At 39.0% G+C, this 14,951-nt stretch carries 15 protein-coding genes; all 15 read right to left on the reverse strand.

The window, feature by feature from the left end:
• Positions 1–308: 308 nt before the first annotated feature.
• The 15 genes from M3210_RS09060 to M3210_RS09130 all read right to left on the reverse strand — a co-directional run bounded on the left by M3210_RS09060 (position 309) and on the right by M3210_RS09130 (position 14,921).
• The gene (locus M3210_RS09060) at positions 309–1,673 is read right to left on the reverse strand and encodes a sigma-54 interaction domain-containing protein (RefSeq protein ID WP_251513513.1); all 1,365 of its coding nucleotides are present in this window, start codon (positions 1,671–1,673) and stop codon (positions 309–311) included.
• Positions 1,674–1,871: 198 nt separating this feature from the next.
• Complete coding sequence (locus M3210_RS09065) at positions 1,872–3,605, reverse strand: ABC transporter ATP-binding protein (RefSeq protein WP_251513516.1); 1,734 nt, start codon at positions 3,603–3,605, stop codon at positions 1,872–1,874.
• Between the two features lie 88 nt (positions 3,606–3,693).
• On the reverse strand, positions 3,694–4,494 hold the full coding sequence (locus tag M3210_RS09070) for a DUF4097 family beta strand repeat-containing protein (RefSeq protein ID WP_251513519.1): 801 nt from the start codon (positions 4,492–4,494) through the stop codon (positions 3,694–3,696).
• The gene (locus tag M3210_RS09075; RefSeq protein WP_251513522.1) at positions 4,487–5,047 is read right to left on the reverse strand and encodes an HAAS signaling domain-containing protein; all 561 of its coding nucleotides are present in this window, start codon (positions 5,045–5,047) and stop codon (positions 4,487–4,489) included. Before M3210_RS09075 ends, M3210_RS09070 begins: the two co-directional genes overlap by 8 nt.
• A 2-nt stretch (positions 5,048–5,049) precedes the next feature.
• Positions 5,050–5,367, reverse strand: coding sequence for a PadR family transcriptional regulator (locus tag M3210_RS09080; protein ID WP_251513526.1), 318 nt, complete (start codon positions 5,365–5,367; stop codon positions 5,050–5,052).
• A 212-nt stretch (positions 5,368–5,579) separates the two neighbouring features.
• Positions 5,580–6,455, reverse strand: coding sequence for a protease HtpX (htpX, locus tag M3210_RS09085; RefSeq protein WP_251513529.1), 876 nt, complete (start codon positions 6,453–6,455; stop codon positions 5,580–5,582).
• A 652-nt stretch (positions 6,456–7,107) separates the two neighbouring features.
• The gene (locus M3210_RS09090) at positions 7,108–7,710 is read right to left on the reverse strand and encodes a response regulator transcription factor (RefSeq protein ID WP_251513532.1); all 603 of its coding nucleotides are present in this window, start codon (positions 7,708–7,710) and stop codon (positions 7,108–7,110) included.
• Positions 7,707–8,843 (reverse strand): sensor histidine kinase, encoded by a 1,137-nt coding sequence (locus M3210_RS09095; RefSeq protein ID WP_251513534.1) that lies wholly within the window; start codon positions 8,841–8,843, stop codon positions 7,707–7,709. The genes M3210_RS09090 and M3210_RS09095 overlap by 4 nt, the downstream gene beginning before the upstream one ends.
• 101 nt (positions 8,844–8,944) lie before the next feature.
• Positions 8,945–9,997 (reverse strand): Delta(5) desaturase DesA, encoded by a 1,053-nt coding sequence (gene desA / locus M3210_RS09100; RefSeq protein WP_251513537.1) that lies wholly within the window; start codon positions 9,995–9,997, stop codon positions 8,945–8,947.
• 140 nt (positions 9,998–10,137) lie between these two features.
• Entirely contained in the window at positions 10,138–11,349 is a 1,212-nt protein-coding gene (locus M3210_RS09105) for an MFS transporter (protein WP_251513539.1), read from the reverse strand.
• Positions 11,346–11,771, reverse strand: a complete 426-nt coding sequence (locus M3210_RS09110) for a MarR family winged helix-turn-helix transcriptional regulator (RefSeq protein ID WP_251513542.1) — start codon at positions 11,769–11,771, stop codon at positions 11,346–11,348. The genes M3210_RS09105 and M3210_RS09110 overlap by 4 nt, the downstream gene beginning before the upstream one ends.
• Positions 11,772–11,912: 141 nt before the next feature.
• Positions 11,913–12,446 carry a DUF1648 domain-containing protein gene (locus M3210_RS09115; RefSeq protein ID WP_251513546.1) on the reverse strand — a complete coding sequence of 178 codons (534 nt, stop codon included), beginning with the start codon at positions 12,444–12,446 and terminating at the stop codon, positions 11,913–11,915.
• 80 nt (positions 12,447–12,526) lie between these two features.
• The gene (gene mobB / locus M3210_RS09120; RefSeq protein ID WP_251513549.1) at positions 12,527–13,021 is read right to left on the reverse strand and encodes a molybdopterin-guanine dinucleotide biosynthesis protein B; all 495 of its coding nucleotides are present in this window, start codon (positions 13,019–13,021) and stop codon (positions 12,527–12,529) included.
• The gene (locus M3210_RS09125) at positions 13,008–14,297 is read right to left on the reverse strand and encodes a molybdopterin molybdotransferase MoeA (RefSeq protein WP_349774335.1); all 1,290 of its coding nucleotides are present in this window, start codon (positions 14,295–14,297) and stop codon (positions 13,008–13,010) included. Before M3210_RS09125 ends, mobB begins: the two co-directional genes overlap by 14 nt.
• Positions 14,298–14,363: 66 nt before the next feature.
• A complete protein-coding gene (locus tag M3210_RS09130; protein WP_251513552.1) occupies positions 14,364–14,921 on the reverse strand; it encodes a hypothetical protein in 558 nt (185 codons plus the stop codon).
• Between the last annotated feature and the right edge of the window lie 30 nt (positions 14,922–14,951).

The raw sequence follows: 14,951 nt of genomic DNA on the forward strand, positions 1-14,951 counted from the left end.
TAGAAACGGAAATATAAAGTCTTCCTAGCTCTTGACTCTATCCGCCCACAGAGTAAACGCTTACATTTGTGTGTATTGTTGAAAATTTAATTTCCGTTCCACTAATTTACATGCAATATTTATGCCAACTATCATAAATATGAAGAAAGTCTATCCTAGCAAGGAATGATCACCCTTGAAAAATCATCAACATTCCAGTTTTACGGACTCTTTCTCTTCCAGAGAAAAAAATCAAATCATTAGATATATAGTAGAATGTGGTTACAATGAAAATCCGAAAAACCGGAATTTTTTCCGGGATTTCGGATTTATAAATCGTACTTCTTTAATTTTTCATATAAACTTGATTTTCCTATACCTAATAAAGTAGCTGCCTTTGTTTTGTCACCATCTACCTTATGAAGTACCCGTTCGATGACTTGTTTTTCTGTTCTTTGGATTATTTCCTTCAACGTATGATTTTCTATATCATAAAAAGATTCCTGTTGTAGATGATTCGGCAAGTCATCAATGGTAATGGTAGTTGAATTCGCTAGATGGACAGCAGATTCAATCGTATTTTCAAGTTCCCGCACGTTACCCGGCCAACGATATTGCATAAATAACTCCATGACCTGTGGGTCAATTTCAGAAACCCGCTTTCCCGTACGTTTCGTTACCTTATTCAATATATAATTGGCCAATACCCTAATATCTTCAACCCTTTCCCTTAAGGGAGGGATAACCACTTGAATAACATTAATCCGGTAAAACAGATCTTCACGGAAGCGGTTTTCTTTGATCAACTGTTCCAATGGTTGGTTCGTTGCAGTGATGACTCGCACATCTACCTTTTCCGGCCGAAGTGCGCCGATTGGTTCAACTTCCCCTTCCTGTAAAACCCTAAGTAATTTTACTTGAGCATTTAATGGCATGTCCCCAATTTCATCCAAAAATATGGTTCCCCCATCAGCAAGCTGAAATTTACCTGGTTTTCCTCCTTTTTTCGCATCGGTGAACGCTCCTTCTTTGTATCCGAATAACTCTGATTCAATTAGGTTCTCCGGGATCGCTCCACAATTTACTTTTACGAAAGGTTTATTATGCCGTTCACTTAAATGATGGATACTATGGGCGAACAACTCTTTACCTGTCCCGCTCTCACCACGGATGAGAACAGATACATCACCAGGTGACACTTTTTTAATTGTGTTCTTTATGGAGTTTATCTTTTCAGAACTTCCAACAATATCATGAAGTGAATAGGTTAAGCCATGTTGTTCTTTTAACTGTTTACGGTATTGTTCAATTTCCAATAAAAGGTTTTTGATGTGACTATTCATTTCGACCCATTCTTTGGTATCCCTGAATAGTACTGTTCCAACAGCACCAATCACCTTGCCGTTCGCGCGCACTGGTATCCTATTTGCTACCATGTGATTACCGCGGATATATTGGAGCTGGGCAATCTCCTCTTTCCCCGTTTCTGCGACAATATGCATTCTTGAGTTCTCAATAACGTCAGTCACATGCTTCCCAATCGCATCTTCCTTTTTCACCTCGAGGAATTGGCAGTAACTATTATTCAAGTGGGTGATTATGCCGTCTCGATCGACAACGACAATGCAGTGATAAGAATGTTCAAACACCACTTCAAATATTGCATCCTTAACGTTTTCGCTAATCGTAATCAATCGTCATATCCCCCTCTTTTTTCCGCTTTATTTCATAATACTTTAAATATATGGAAATATAAAGAAATAATATACTTTAATGCATGGAGATACCTATATTCCTGAACAAGGTAAGCTCCATCCTGAAAATATCCTTCATCACCAGCTTATGAATGTAAAAAAGAGTCAATCAGAATGATACCCTGATTGACTCCTTCATTAACTTAATTGCTGTTCAGCAAATTTACGGTAAAGGACATGTGATTCAATTAACTCCCGGTGTGTGCCTGCTCCTGTTATTTTTCCCTTTTCAATAAAAATGATCTTATCGGCGTCTACAATAGTCGATAGCCGGTGTGCGATGACGAATGTAGTCCGCCCTTCCATAAGACGTGTAAGCGCCTCTTGAACAGCATGTTCAGACTGACTGTCCAAGCTTGCGGTAGCTTCATCAAGCATTAATATTTTAGGGTCACGCAGGAATGCCCGCGCAATATTTATCCTCTGCCTTTGGCCACCCGAAAGCTTCACACCACGCTCGCCGACTTCTGTATCCAAACCTTCTTTAAAGTTACGGATAAATGTATCTGCATAAGCCATTTCAGCAACATGCCATAATTGTTCATCTGGTATATCTTTTCCGTTAGCAAGTCCATATGTCAAATTATCCCGAATGGTTCCAGCCATCATAGCACTCTCTTGTGAGACGTAACCAATTTGACTTCGCCAAGATGATAATGACAGTTCAGATATAGGGGTTTCACCAATACGAATATCCCCTTTTGTCGGTTCATAGTAACGCTCAAGTAAACCAAATAACGTCGTTTTTCCGCCACCACTTGGGCCAGCAAAAGCAATCATTTCACCTGGATGTGCTTCGAATGTAATATCCTCTAAAACATTTTCACCATCTTCATAACCGAATGATATATGCTCTATATAGATGGATTCATTAGCTATATCCTTCTCTAATCCATGTTGACCGTTCTCTTCCTCAATATCTAGAATATCAATAATTCGCTCTGTCGCTCCTTTTGCTTTTTGCAGTTCGGTGAAAAACATTGCGAAAGAAGTGATTGGATAGATGATTTGGAACAGATAAAGTAAGAAAGCGACAAGTGAACCTGTGGACATGGTACCTTCAGCAACTCGGATACCTCCATACCCTATAATGACGACAATTACAAACATCATTACGGTATAAATCAGAGGACCAATTAATGCAAAGACCTTTGCCTCCCGCAAACCGAAACGATAAAGTTTATGGATGCCGGCCTTTCCGTGGACTTCTTCTACTGCCTCAGCCGTCGAGGATTTCATCAATCGAATTTCACTTAATGTCTGCTGAATGTCTCCAGTAAAAGCTGCTGTTTCATCTTGCAAGCCTTTTGAAATTTTTGCCATCCTTGAGCCAAGTGGCATCATAATGAGAAAAGTCGCAGGAACGGCTAGGAGCATGAGCAACGTCATTTTCCAATCCATGATAAGTAAAATGACAATCGCTCCGATTATAGTAATGATACCGGTTATAAACTGGGGAAAATGATTAGAAATCAGGTCTTTTACAATCCCGGTATCATTCACCACCCGACTGACCGACTCTCCACTCGGTGTTTTATCAAAATAACTTACAGGAAGCCGCAGTAATTTAAACCACATTATTTCACGAAGTCGTGCGACAATTTTTTGACCTACTGCCGATAATATGAATGTCGATAAACCGTCAATGACAGCCTGTAAAATAAAGACGACGACAATGGTGATAATGAGTGTGGTACTAAGTGCTTCCACTGAAAAGCCATCAACAAGTTCGCGGGTTAGCAAAGGAATGGCAAGATTAACAAGCATGGTTAGAATACTTCCAACAAGTCCGGCAGCCAATGCCCATTTTGATATCTTTGTTGAGATGATTAGATCGATAAAAGGTTTAATTCCTGGTTGTTTTTCTTTCATTTTAGTTCTCCTTTAATAAATCGAGTGTATCCTCATACACGTTCGACGCAACGTTCCTCCTAAAAGAACAGTTCCAATTTCATATTATTTAATGCCCTACTCTAATGCTGCCATTTACTGTTTTTAATCTCACCTGATTTTCACCATCACCAAATACGGTGTGTTGATTATTATTCCCAAATATTTCAATACGTCCGTTTACTACCTCCACGTTAATCTCAGCATTTTTCGGCTCTTCATCCACTCGAACATCAATTTTACCATTAACAGATTCTAAGTGGATAGGCTGATCTAAGCTTATTTCCTCAAGATTGATTTTTCCGTTTGTAACTTTTGCTTCGAGCTCGCCCTCTATATTATTCGCATTTATTTTACCATTAACCGATTTCATGGTTATTGCTTTTGTTTTGAGATTCACGAGTGTAACCTCTCCATTGGTCGATTTTGCTTCAAGGTCCTCCGCTGAAATATTTTCAATTCTGATTTTACCATTTCCGGTTTCTGCTCTAAGTGAAGAATATTCAGCTTCTGGCAAGTATACTTTTGTCACCGGTGACTTTATCGAGAAATCAAAATTGAAGAAGCGAATCATTTTCTCTTTCACTTTCACTTGAAGTACACCATTTTCAACCTCAGCCTCAAACCGTTGACGAGAGCCGGTATTCGTTTCACCTGCGAACTCTACTTTTGTCATGCTATCTTCTGTAGGTATTACTTCAATTCGGCTATTATCCGTTTCTATAATGATATCCGTTATATTCTCATCAAACGTCTTTTCTTCATCAATTTTTTTAGTATCAGCAAATGATTGATAAGTAAACAATGCACCTGCAAAACCTATAATCACCAAGAGTACTGCAAGGCCAACCATGCGCTTTACATTAAACATGATTCATACCGCCCTTCACCATTCTGACATTAAATTTAAAGTACTGAATAAATTTATTCTTTATCCAAATAGTTACATAATACATACTGATTCCAATCAATAACCCTAGTCCTGTAAGCCCAATCGAAAAGAACATATTATACGCTGCAAAAATTTCTGGATATAGGACGGTATTAATCAATACTCCAACAGGTGCGAGAACAAAAGTAATTGAAACAATCCATCCCGCGATAATAATAGAAGCTAATGCAAGAAAAGGTCCCAATACAATCACTAAATTAAAGAAACCTAACCCAATTACTGCCCACAGCGCCCGAAAGAAATTGCTGGTCGTATTTCTACCTTCGACGTTCTCCACATGATGCATTGCCGTGAGCTCTTTACCAAGTTGCTCAGGTGAGCCGAGAGAAGCTGCAATCTCTTCCTCTGTCTTCCCATCTTTAACACCATTGGAGAAATACTCCTCGTAATCATTTAAAATATCATTCTGCTCTTCTACCGGAAAACTTTTTAATGCTTTTTTCAATCTAAATAAAAACTGATCTTTCCCCACAACTATAACTCCTTTCCTTCAATTAATTGATTTACTCCGTTCGTGAACATTTGCCATTCCTTCAATAATTCTTGAAGGTGCCCGCTGCCAGATGGTGTTAACTTATAATATTTTCGCGGGGGGCCTTCCGATGACTCTTGTAAATAAGTTGTCGCAAGACCATCCTTCGTCAAACGACGAAGCAAAGGATATACCGCTCCTTCTGAAATCTCAATTTGATTGGAGATATTCTGTGCAAGTTCGTAACCATATTGTGCTTTTTGATCTAGAAGAACGAGAACACATAGCTCAAGTACCCCCTTCTTAAATTGCACGTTCAAATTAGTTCACTCCCTGTTGTCTTTAAGTATTATTTATTATACAGTACTATATTATATATATTACTAATCAATGTATAATATTCGCTATTAATACATCATAACCATCTTAGTTATACAATAGACAAAAGATGTATGGAAAAATATTCTTTTACAAGAAATCATCAAAAAAACTGGTTCATTTAGGATTAATACCTAAATGAACCAGTTTTGATTTATGAAAGTCTTTGAATTCTGTCGTCTAAATCTGGATGTGTGGAAAAAATACTTGTTTTCCTTCGTCCATTAATCTTTAACGCAGCAATCGATGTATCTTCATCCGCCTTGATACGGTTCGTATATGCTTTCAGGGACTCAAGCGCATGTTTCATTTTATCCTTACCAGCTAAATCCGCGCCACCTCGATCGGCATGGAATTCTCTATGTCTTGAGTAAGCAAAAACAACAAGACTTCCTAAAATGGAAAACGCAATCTGGAAAACTATAATAGCGATAAAATGTACAATCGGAGCCATCTCTTCCCTTACAAAGCGTGAAACAATGAACGCCGCAATTCGAGCAAGGAAGACAACAAATGTGTTCACTACTCCTTGAAGCAAAGTCATGGTAACCATGTCACCATTTGCAATATGGGCAACTTCATGCGCAAGCACACCCTCGATTGCGTCATCATCCATCTCTTCCAATAAACCTGTTGAAACAGCAACTAAGGAGCGCTTCTTTGTTGGACCGGTCGCAAAAGCATTGACTTCCGGAGATTGATAGATTCCTACCTCAGGCATATGTGTTAGCCCTGCTGCTCTTGAAAGGCGGTGTACCCGTTCCACAAGATCTCTTTCATATTCTGTGGCAGGTTGATCCGGATGAATGACTTGAACACCCATCATCTGCTTCGCCATCCAGCGGGACATCGCTAAAGAAATGAACGAGCCAGTAAAACCAATAATTGCACTTAAGATCAATAGCTGGCCAAAGTTGATTCCGCCATCATTAACGTAATTAAGTCCCCCTGGTATCAAGGAAACTACAATGCTGATCGTTAATAATACCAATGCGTTCGTCAATAAGAAGTAAAAAATCCGCTTTCCCATTCTCCACACCCTTTAAATAAAAGATTCCTTTTCTTATGCTTAGTATAATCGCTTACCCTCTTCTTCACAAGTTAGAAGAATGGCTTTAGAATGCTTGATTTATGATGCTGATAATTAACCTAGAATAGAAACACTCCTACCTAGTGCCCGCAATCCAAATACCTCCGCCTTCCGCAGGCGGCCCGTGAGCCTCCAACGCATAGGACGTGCTAGTGCAGACACAGGAAGTGGTGTTCTTAGTCTGCCTCGCTGTGCTGCGGGGATCTCACTCCGGTCTATCCTACTGCAGGAGCCTCGAGGTATTTGGACTGCTCCCAGGAAATATGAATATTTACCTGGTTGTAGGTTTTATGGGTAATAGTTCGAGAAGGAGTTATGAATTATCTCAAACTAGATTAGTATTCAAGCCATAAATTATATTTATGATTAAATGTAAGTGTAAGTAATATAATTCATTGCACCCAACTAACAGTTTTCCTCAAAGCAGCCCCCGATACACCGGAGACTCCTGTGGGAGCAGAGGCATAGGTGAGACCCCGCAGTGGGCTTGCCCACGAGGAGGCTCACCAGCCGCCCACGGAAAGCGAAGGTGTACCGGGGGCTGCGGAGCCATGGACGAATGCAAGTAGTTTGAACCCAGTTAATCAGAACTTTATTTAAACCAACCTTTTTCTTTAAATCTCGAAATGGCTTCGATTCGGTTGCTTACGTCTAATTTATCTAAAATCATGGACACATAATTACGGACGGTTCCATTTGATAAATAGAGCTGTTCGGCAATTTCTTTTGTATTCTTCCCTTCCGCAATCATCCTAATTACTTCAATTTCTCTATCTGTCAGCGGATTTTTTTCCTCATCCAGAGCCATGTCGACCAACTCCGGGGAATATATCTTGCGACCATCCATTACCGCTCTAATGGAACTTGCCAATTCTTCACTTGGACTATCCTTTAACAAATAACCACTGACATTGGCTTTTCTTGCCCTTTCAAAATAACCTGGTCGTGCAAATGTAGTTAATATAATCACTTTACAAGGATTTGTCTTCAATTCCTCAGCGGCATCAAGTCCGCTCTTCACAGGCATTTCAATATCCATGATACAAACATCCGGCTCAAGTTGCTTCACTAATTGCAATGCTTCCTCCCCATTGCGTGCCTTTCCGACAACTTCCAAATCCTCTTCCAAATCGAGTAGCGAGCCAAGTGCACCAAGTAATAAACGTTGATCTTCTGCTATAACGATTCGAATCATGAATTCTCCCCCTGTTCATTTTGCCGCGTCACCTGTGGAACTTTAATTGTAATGGTGGTCCCATTTCCATTAGTAATTTTTAAACTACCATTCACAAATTCCAATCGCTCCCTCATTCCCTGCAATCCAATTCCTTTGCTTGCATGAAGTTTATCCTTCATCCCCACTCCATTATCTTCCACAGTAATTTTCCATTCGTCTGCAAGCTTCTCAATTTTGACAGTGCATGTAGTTGCCTTACTATGCTTTACAACATTTGTGATTGCTTCCTTCAAACACATACTTAGTACATGTTCAATAAACAAAGGTATGTTTTCTACCTTTTCAGTCTTCTCTATGTGGAAATCTATTTTAGCGGCCTCCAGTAGTTGTTGCACACGGATAATTTCTTCGTTTAGTTTTATGCCCTTCATATCAGCTACCAAATCACGAACTTCCTTTAACGCCCTTCTTGCAGTCTGCTGAATATCCTCCAATTCGGCTTTAGCTGAATCTGGCTTGATATCAATTAACTTACGAGCCAGGTCACTTTTCAAACCAATTAAGGAAAGTTTTTGTCCCAGGGTATCATGTAAGTCACGTGCTATTCTCTGTCTTTCTTCTACAACAATCAATTGGGAAATTATTTCATTGGCATCTTCCAACTGATTTTCTAATTTTTCATGTTTGTTTCGATTATACATATTAAAAGGTAAAAGTATGACACCGATAATGGCAATTATAATAAAAGGTAACTGAGATATGAATAATTCCTCTTGGCTAAAGAAGGATATCACCGCAGCAACGATGGTCGTTACAAGATGAACAATATATATTGTAATAAATCCGATTTTATTTTTTATATTTCCAATAAAAAATGCTAAAAAAAGTGAAAAATAAATATATCCAAAGTAAATCGTCATAAAAATACTGATTGCCATTTCTATTCCAACAGTCACATAAACCGTCCAACCTTTTTTTATAAATGATAGACGATATGCCGTGAAAAATAGGGCAACTAATAAGATGCCATAGACAATCTGAGAAGTGGAGGATGTACGAAAAATAAAGTAAAATGGCAACAAACAAAACGCAATCCACCCAAAAATACTCAAATATGTGTTTTTCGGGAACAGCTGATACCATTGTTGCATCTGTTGCCCATCCCTTCTAAGATAAAATAGTTTAGTCATAAGTATAACAAATGTAAGTATGAAAAGCCCTTCAACCTTTCGAGTTGAAGGGCTTTAGCATATTATTTTTCTTGAAAGCTCGGATTTTTCATTTTTAAAGCTGTTTTTGTTTTTCTTTCTGCAGCCAAAACTTTATATTCCTTAAAGCTCACAAAGCTTCTGCTAGCTTGATCATAAAGTCTGAAACGAATGGATTGAAGGCTGGTTTTCAACGTAATGGTTGTCGCCTTATGCAGCGGTGGCGTTGTTTCATGTGCTTTTTCCAAGTTGTAGTTCGGTACTCTAGGACTCAAATGATGCACATGATGATAACCTATACTGCCAGTCAACCATTCCAAGACTTTCGGCAACTTGTAATACGAACTGCCATCAACAGCAGCTTTAACATAATCCCATTCGTCTTCATTCTCAAAATAAGAATCTTCGAACTGATGTTGGACATAAAATAGCCAGATACCCGCCGCTCCTGCAATAAATAGGATTGGCAATTGCACCGTTAAGAATGCTTGCCAGCCAATTGCCCAAATTAACAATGCATAAATAACTAAAATAGAAACATTAATTATATACGTATTGAATCTTTCTTTACTCTTTGCACCTTTCCGGTTAAATCGATTGGATATCAAGAAAAGATAGAATGGCCCTAGGCCAAACAAGACTATAGGATTACGGTATAGCCGATATCCTAATTTACCCCAGAAGGACGATTCCATGTACTCATCCACTGTCATCACCCATATATCTCCTGTCCCGCGTTTATCTAAATTACCGCTCGTTGCGTGATGGATGGAATGATCTCTTTTCCACTTTTCAAATGCAAAATGCGTGATGATACCAGTAATGGTACCAACAATTCGATTTGCCTTTCCATTTTTAAAGAACGACATATGTGTACAATCGTGGAAGATAATGAAAGTACGGATAACAAATCCAGCAGCTACAATCGATAGAAGAATGGATAGAAATATGGAAACCGATAAAGCTTGGTACGCCAAGAACCAAAGGATAATAAATGGAATAATGGTATTTATCATTTGTATGATACTGGCCTTCGTATTTGAACTTGCATAGGGTGCCACACTTTTTCTTAACTGCGCTTGCTTTTCCCTGCTCATAATATCCTCCTAAAATAAAAATTCATTTTTCTTTATCTTAGGGTAAATGAGCGTATATTTGTAAGTCCTAAATGTCACGACATTTATATGACATTTGTCATACTCCTACTTTATATATGGTAAACAATTAAGTAATTTCCTCAACTGGCCCTATTGTTACCTGCTAGCCCTGTTTGTTTTTCTCTACCCGATTTTTTCCCGTGAAGGAGATAATAAAGCGGAAGGGCGAGGAAGGCAATTACACTCATCGCAAGATATAATCCACGGAATCCTGTCACCGGTATGAAGTAACCTAGCAAGAAAGGTCCAAGTCCCATTCCAAGGTCATAGAATGTAAAGAACGTTGCGGTTGCAAGACCAACTCTACGGTGGGGAATTCCACTTACAGCAATAGTCTGGGCACTAGATTGCAACGTTCCAAATCCAACACCAATAATTGCTCCAGCTACAAGTAATGTAAAGCCATTACCTGCTTGACTTAAGACAACCAACCCGATACCAAATAAAGCAATTGACGGGTACATCACACTGTTTTCCCCTTTGTTATCATATAACCTTCCTGTGAAAGGACGCGACATGAGTAGGAAAACAGCATACATAACAAAGAAAAAGCTCGCAGCACTTACGAGGTTGATCTCTACGGAGTACGCACTGATAAAGGACAGAATACTAGAGTTTGCTATACCGAGAATCAACATTAATACAGAGATGGGTAAAGCACTGCTTTCAAAGTAGTCATCAATTCGAAATTTCCGTTTCACTTGGTTATCTTTGTACTCCTCTTCTAATTCCGGCACTTTCATAGATAATGCTGTTACTAATGCAATAACTGAAATAATGGTAGTGATGACAAAAATCATATCGTTACTCATATATTGTATGGTCATTAAACCAACAAAGGGTCCAATCGACATGGCTAAATTATTACTTGTAGCGAAATAACCCATCCCCTCCCCTCTTCTGCTTGGGGGTATCACATCCACAGCGATGGTTCCTGTAGCAGTAGAGGAAATGCCGAATGCAAATCCATGAACAAATCGAATGGTTAACATCCACCCAATACTATCAATCGGAAAATAGAGTAGTGTTACAACTAAAAATAGAGCCAATCCGAATACAAGTAATTTTTTTCTTCCGACAGATGCGATGAGGTTTCCCGCCATTGGTCTAACTACAACAGCTCCCAGTACGAATATACTTGATGCTAATCCTGCAATACTTCCTGAAACATTGAATTGTTCGATGGAGTAAATGGCAAGTGTTACCATTAAAATATAGAAGGATACAAATAGAAGGAAATTTGATGTGGATACCATAATAAAATCTTTCGTCCATAGTTTGGTTTTACTCAATTAATCTCCTCCTCATATAATTTCTCTCTTAAACTTTGAATTGTTCTTAGCGTAGTTTCTATGTCCTGATCAGAAATCTCTTTCATCAGTCCTGTTTCAAAATGGGTGACAATCCTTTGAGCCTCTTCATAGCTCTCTTCTCCCTTACGAGTCAAATGCATTCGTTTTTCCCGTTTATCTAAACTAGGCACCTCTTCAATCAATCCTTGCTCTTCCAGCCTTTTAACAGTCCGACTGATCGTCGGCTTCTCCACATCAAGATAATTGCTGATTTCAACAAGCGTTACGGGTTGCTGCTTTTTCATACAGTATATAAGAAGCCATTGAGAATGGAATAATCCGACGGTAGATAGTTTTTCATTCAACTTCTTTTTAAACGACCGAGTAAATTGGAGCTGCTGATGAAACAATGTTTCCCTCATTATATCCCTCATTCCCGAAAATAGTTACCTAGATAACTATATACCAAATACATCCTTTTGTCTATGGATTGTAACCGAAGTAAAAGCAGTTCTTCGTACTAAAGTCCACAAAAACCCGGTGACTTAGAGAAAGTCTCCAAGTCACCGGGTTTTCACATCGCGATAAGTTTTTTTTATGTAATAAAAAATTGGAATGAATAAAAGTACAAGCAACACTTCGAAACCAAATCCCAATCCGTCTGGCTCACCCAAAGCATGTTGGATGATGTCATAGTAGATCGCACTAAACATGAAACTAAGTATAAGATTAGTAATGGCGAACATCCTTGCGATATTCGTTTTCACCATTCCAATTTGCTCTTCCGTCAATTCTTCTTTATTAACGAAAGGAATATTGATCAACTGCAAACTATCCACCGTGTCTGCGGAACGAATAATAAGGAAGTAATTCAAAACAAACATAAGTACAACTGCATGAAAATGGATAAGCATCAAACCAAACAATGTTGCTTTATTTCCCCAATCATCCGCTTCTCCAGCCGTATTAAAATGAATCGGAATCTCGTCCGGAAGCTTACCGTACATGAAGAAAACATAAATGAATATACCAAACATCACACTAAACGTTAATATATCCAGCCCCGGTGGATAATGCTTTTGTATCCTTCTCCACATACAATCAACCTTTCTCTATGTATCTCTTTCAATCATACACCTGTGATAACGGATGTACTGGCTTTTTTCGCACTCCTATACTAGTCGTTAATCACCCACCTGGCTAAACTTGAAATCTCATTTTGGCGAAATACCGGATAGGTTAATTCGATATTTTCTAGTGGAATCTCTGTCACTACAGCAACAATATTGGTTAATTCCTGAAGCAAATCGAAATCTTTCTCATCTTTTATCATTACTATTTTTTCAAAACCCGCCTGTTTAAAACCTTCGATAATTAATAGATCTATATCCCAAATTTTATATATATCCACGAGTTCATTCAGTTCCCATGGAACAGACTTCACAAGCTGAAATACACCATCGCCCTCTACACCCGCGACCATAGCGCCAGCCTTTTGATGCAGTTTATTATCTTTATCCTCAAAACCGAGTGGAACTCCGCCATGACCATGATGTTTTAAAGAAGCTGCTTTTATCCCATGTTCTTGGAAGTATTCCAACATTTTTATAACCGTCGTTGTTTTACCACTATTGCGATATCCAACTACTTGAATGACTTTAATCTCCCTCACCCTTTTCTTCCATCCCAAAAAGATCAGTGGAAATCCCCTTTGACTCAAGTAAAATTATCTCTACTTCCATGCCTTTCCTATAACCTTTCGTCCCCGCTGGAAATACAATAAGAGCATTCGCCTCGGCAAGCGAAGAAACGACACTGGATTTATCAAGACCTAAAGGCGTCACGATGAATTTTCCTTTATTGTAAGAAAGATTTCCTCGCACAAAGCGATCAAAGGGGTTTCGCTTTAGGAAATCTGCTCCAAGGTATGCAGTTGTTTTCTCTAAATAAGGCTGTTTTGCACCTGACAATGCTGTAAGAAATGGTCTTGCTAACAATTCAAAGCCCACATAACATGCGGATGGATTACCTGAAAGCGCAAAAATGAGTTTTCCATCCTTTTCCGCTACTGTTGTCACACTTCCTGGGCGCATGCCAATTTTATTAAAAAGTACATTAGCACCTAATTTGTCTAAAATACCAGGCATAAAATCAAAGTCACCAACTGAAACCCCACCAGTCGTTATGAGTACATCCACTTCACTAAAACTTGAAGCTATAAAGTTAAAACTTTCATTGAAATCATCACTCAATTTTCCAAGGTAAACAGCATCACCACCTGCACGCATTGTCTGTGCATAAACCATATAACCATTACTATTCCGAATCTTCCCAGGCTCTAACGGTTTGTCTACATCCAACAATTCACTGCCAGTGACAATGACACCTACTTTCGGCTTCTTTCTAACCGGAACACGGTTGTAACCGAATGTAGCAAGTAAGGCAATAATTCCTGGACTTATATACGCGCCAGACTCCACCAGCGTTGTTCCCTGCTCAATATCCTCGCCAGTAAAAGAAATATTCTTATTTGACTCGATTGGTCTGCGAACATGAATAGAGGCTTCCCCATCTACATCAACTTCCTTCACAGCCTCTATCATGATTACCGCATCGCAACCCTCGGGTATTTTGGCACCAGTCATAATCCGGACGGTTTCATCTGCACCTACAACACCAGAGAAAATCTGTCCGGCTCCAATTGACCCAACTACTTTTAATAGCTTTGGAGATTTGGATGATGCGTTCAATGTATCTCTTGAACGGACAGCAAATCCATCATAGGGAGATCGATCAAATGGAGGTACCGGATGATCTGAGATTAAATCTTCTGCAAGATAATATCCGTTCGCTTCCAGAAGTGATAGGTATTGAATATCGGTTGGTTCAGCAAATTCCATGACTCTTGAAATCGCTTCCCTTATTTTGATTGGATTTCTACGTAACACCTCATCACCACCTTGTTTTCTTAATTATACAAAAAAATGCCATGTTAGTAGAATAATATGAATTGGTCAGTCCTCCTTCGATCCAGTCCATACTTTAAAATCTACCGCTGCCTTTAGCTTTCGGTGATCTGTCCCATCGAAAAAGTCTGTTGTTGCTTCCACTGTATAATAACCAGGTGGAAAATCATTCCGACTGGAGAAATCCTCGATAAACTTGGTATAATCTTCAGATTCCTGTTCCGTGTAGGAAATACCTTGCTTACTATAATCCTCCCGATAAGATGTATCCGGAACCAAAGTAGTTTGTAACCCTATTTCTGGTACGGCATGCGTGACCTCAAAACCTCGAATCTGCTCTTCGATATTAAATATGACAGCAGACGCTGCATGAGCGATAATAATTTCCTCTGCACCTGTGTAAATTATTTCACCATACAACTCCACCTCTTCCCCTTCTTGATACTCTTCCTTTCCGGTTACTAACCGAAAGATGAATTCATCTTCCACCTGTTCATCAAACGTTTGTTTGACTTCATAACTCGCTACATCTTCATTTGTAACGGTATTTGAAGTGCCACAACCCACGAGTATTACGAAAGTGAGAACTACTATAAAATTCCGCATTCCGCTCCTCCTAAATATATTAATCTTTTT

It is taken from the genome of Oceanobacillus luteolus (assembly GCF_023715655.1).
In the GTDB taxonomy this organism is placed as follows: Bacteria; Bacillota; Bacilli; order Bacillales; family Amphibacillaceae; genus Oceanobacillus; species Oceanobacillus luteolus.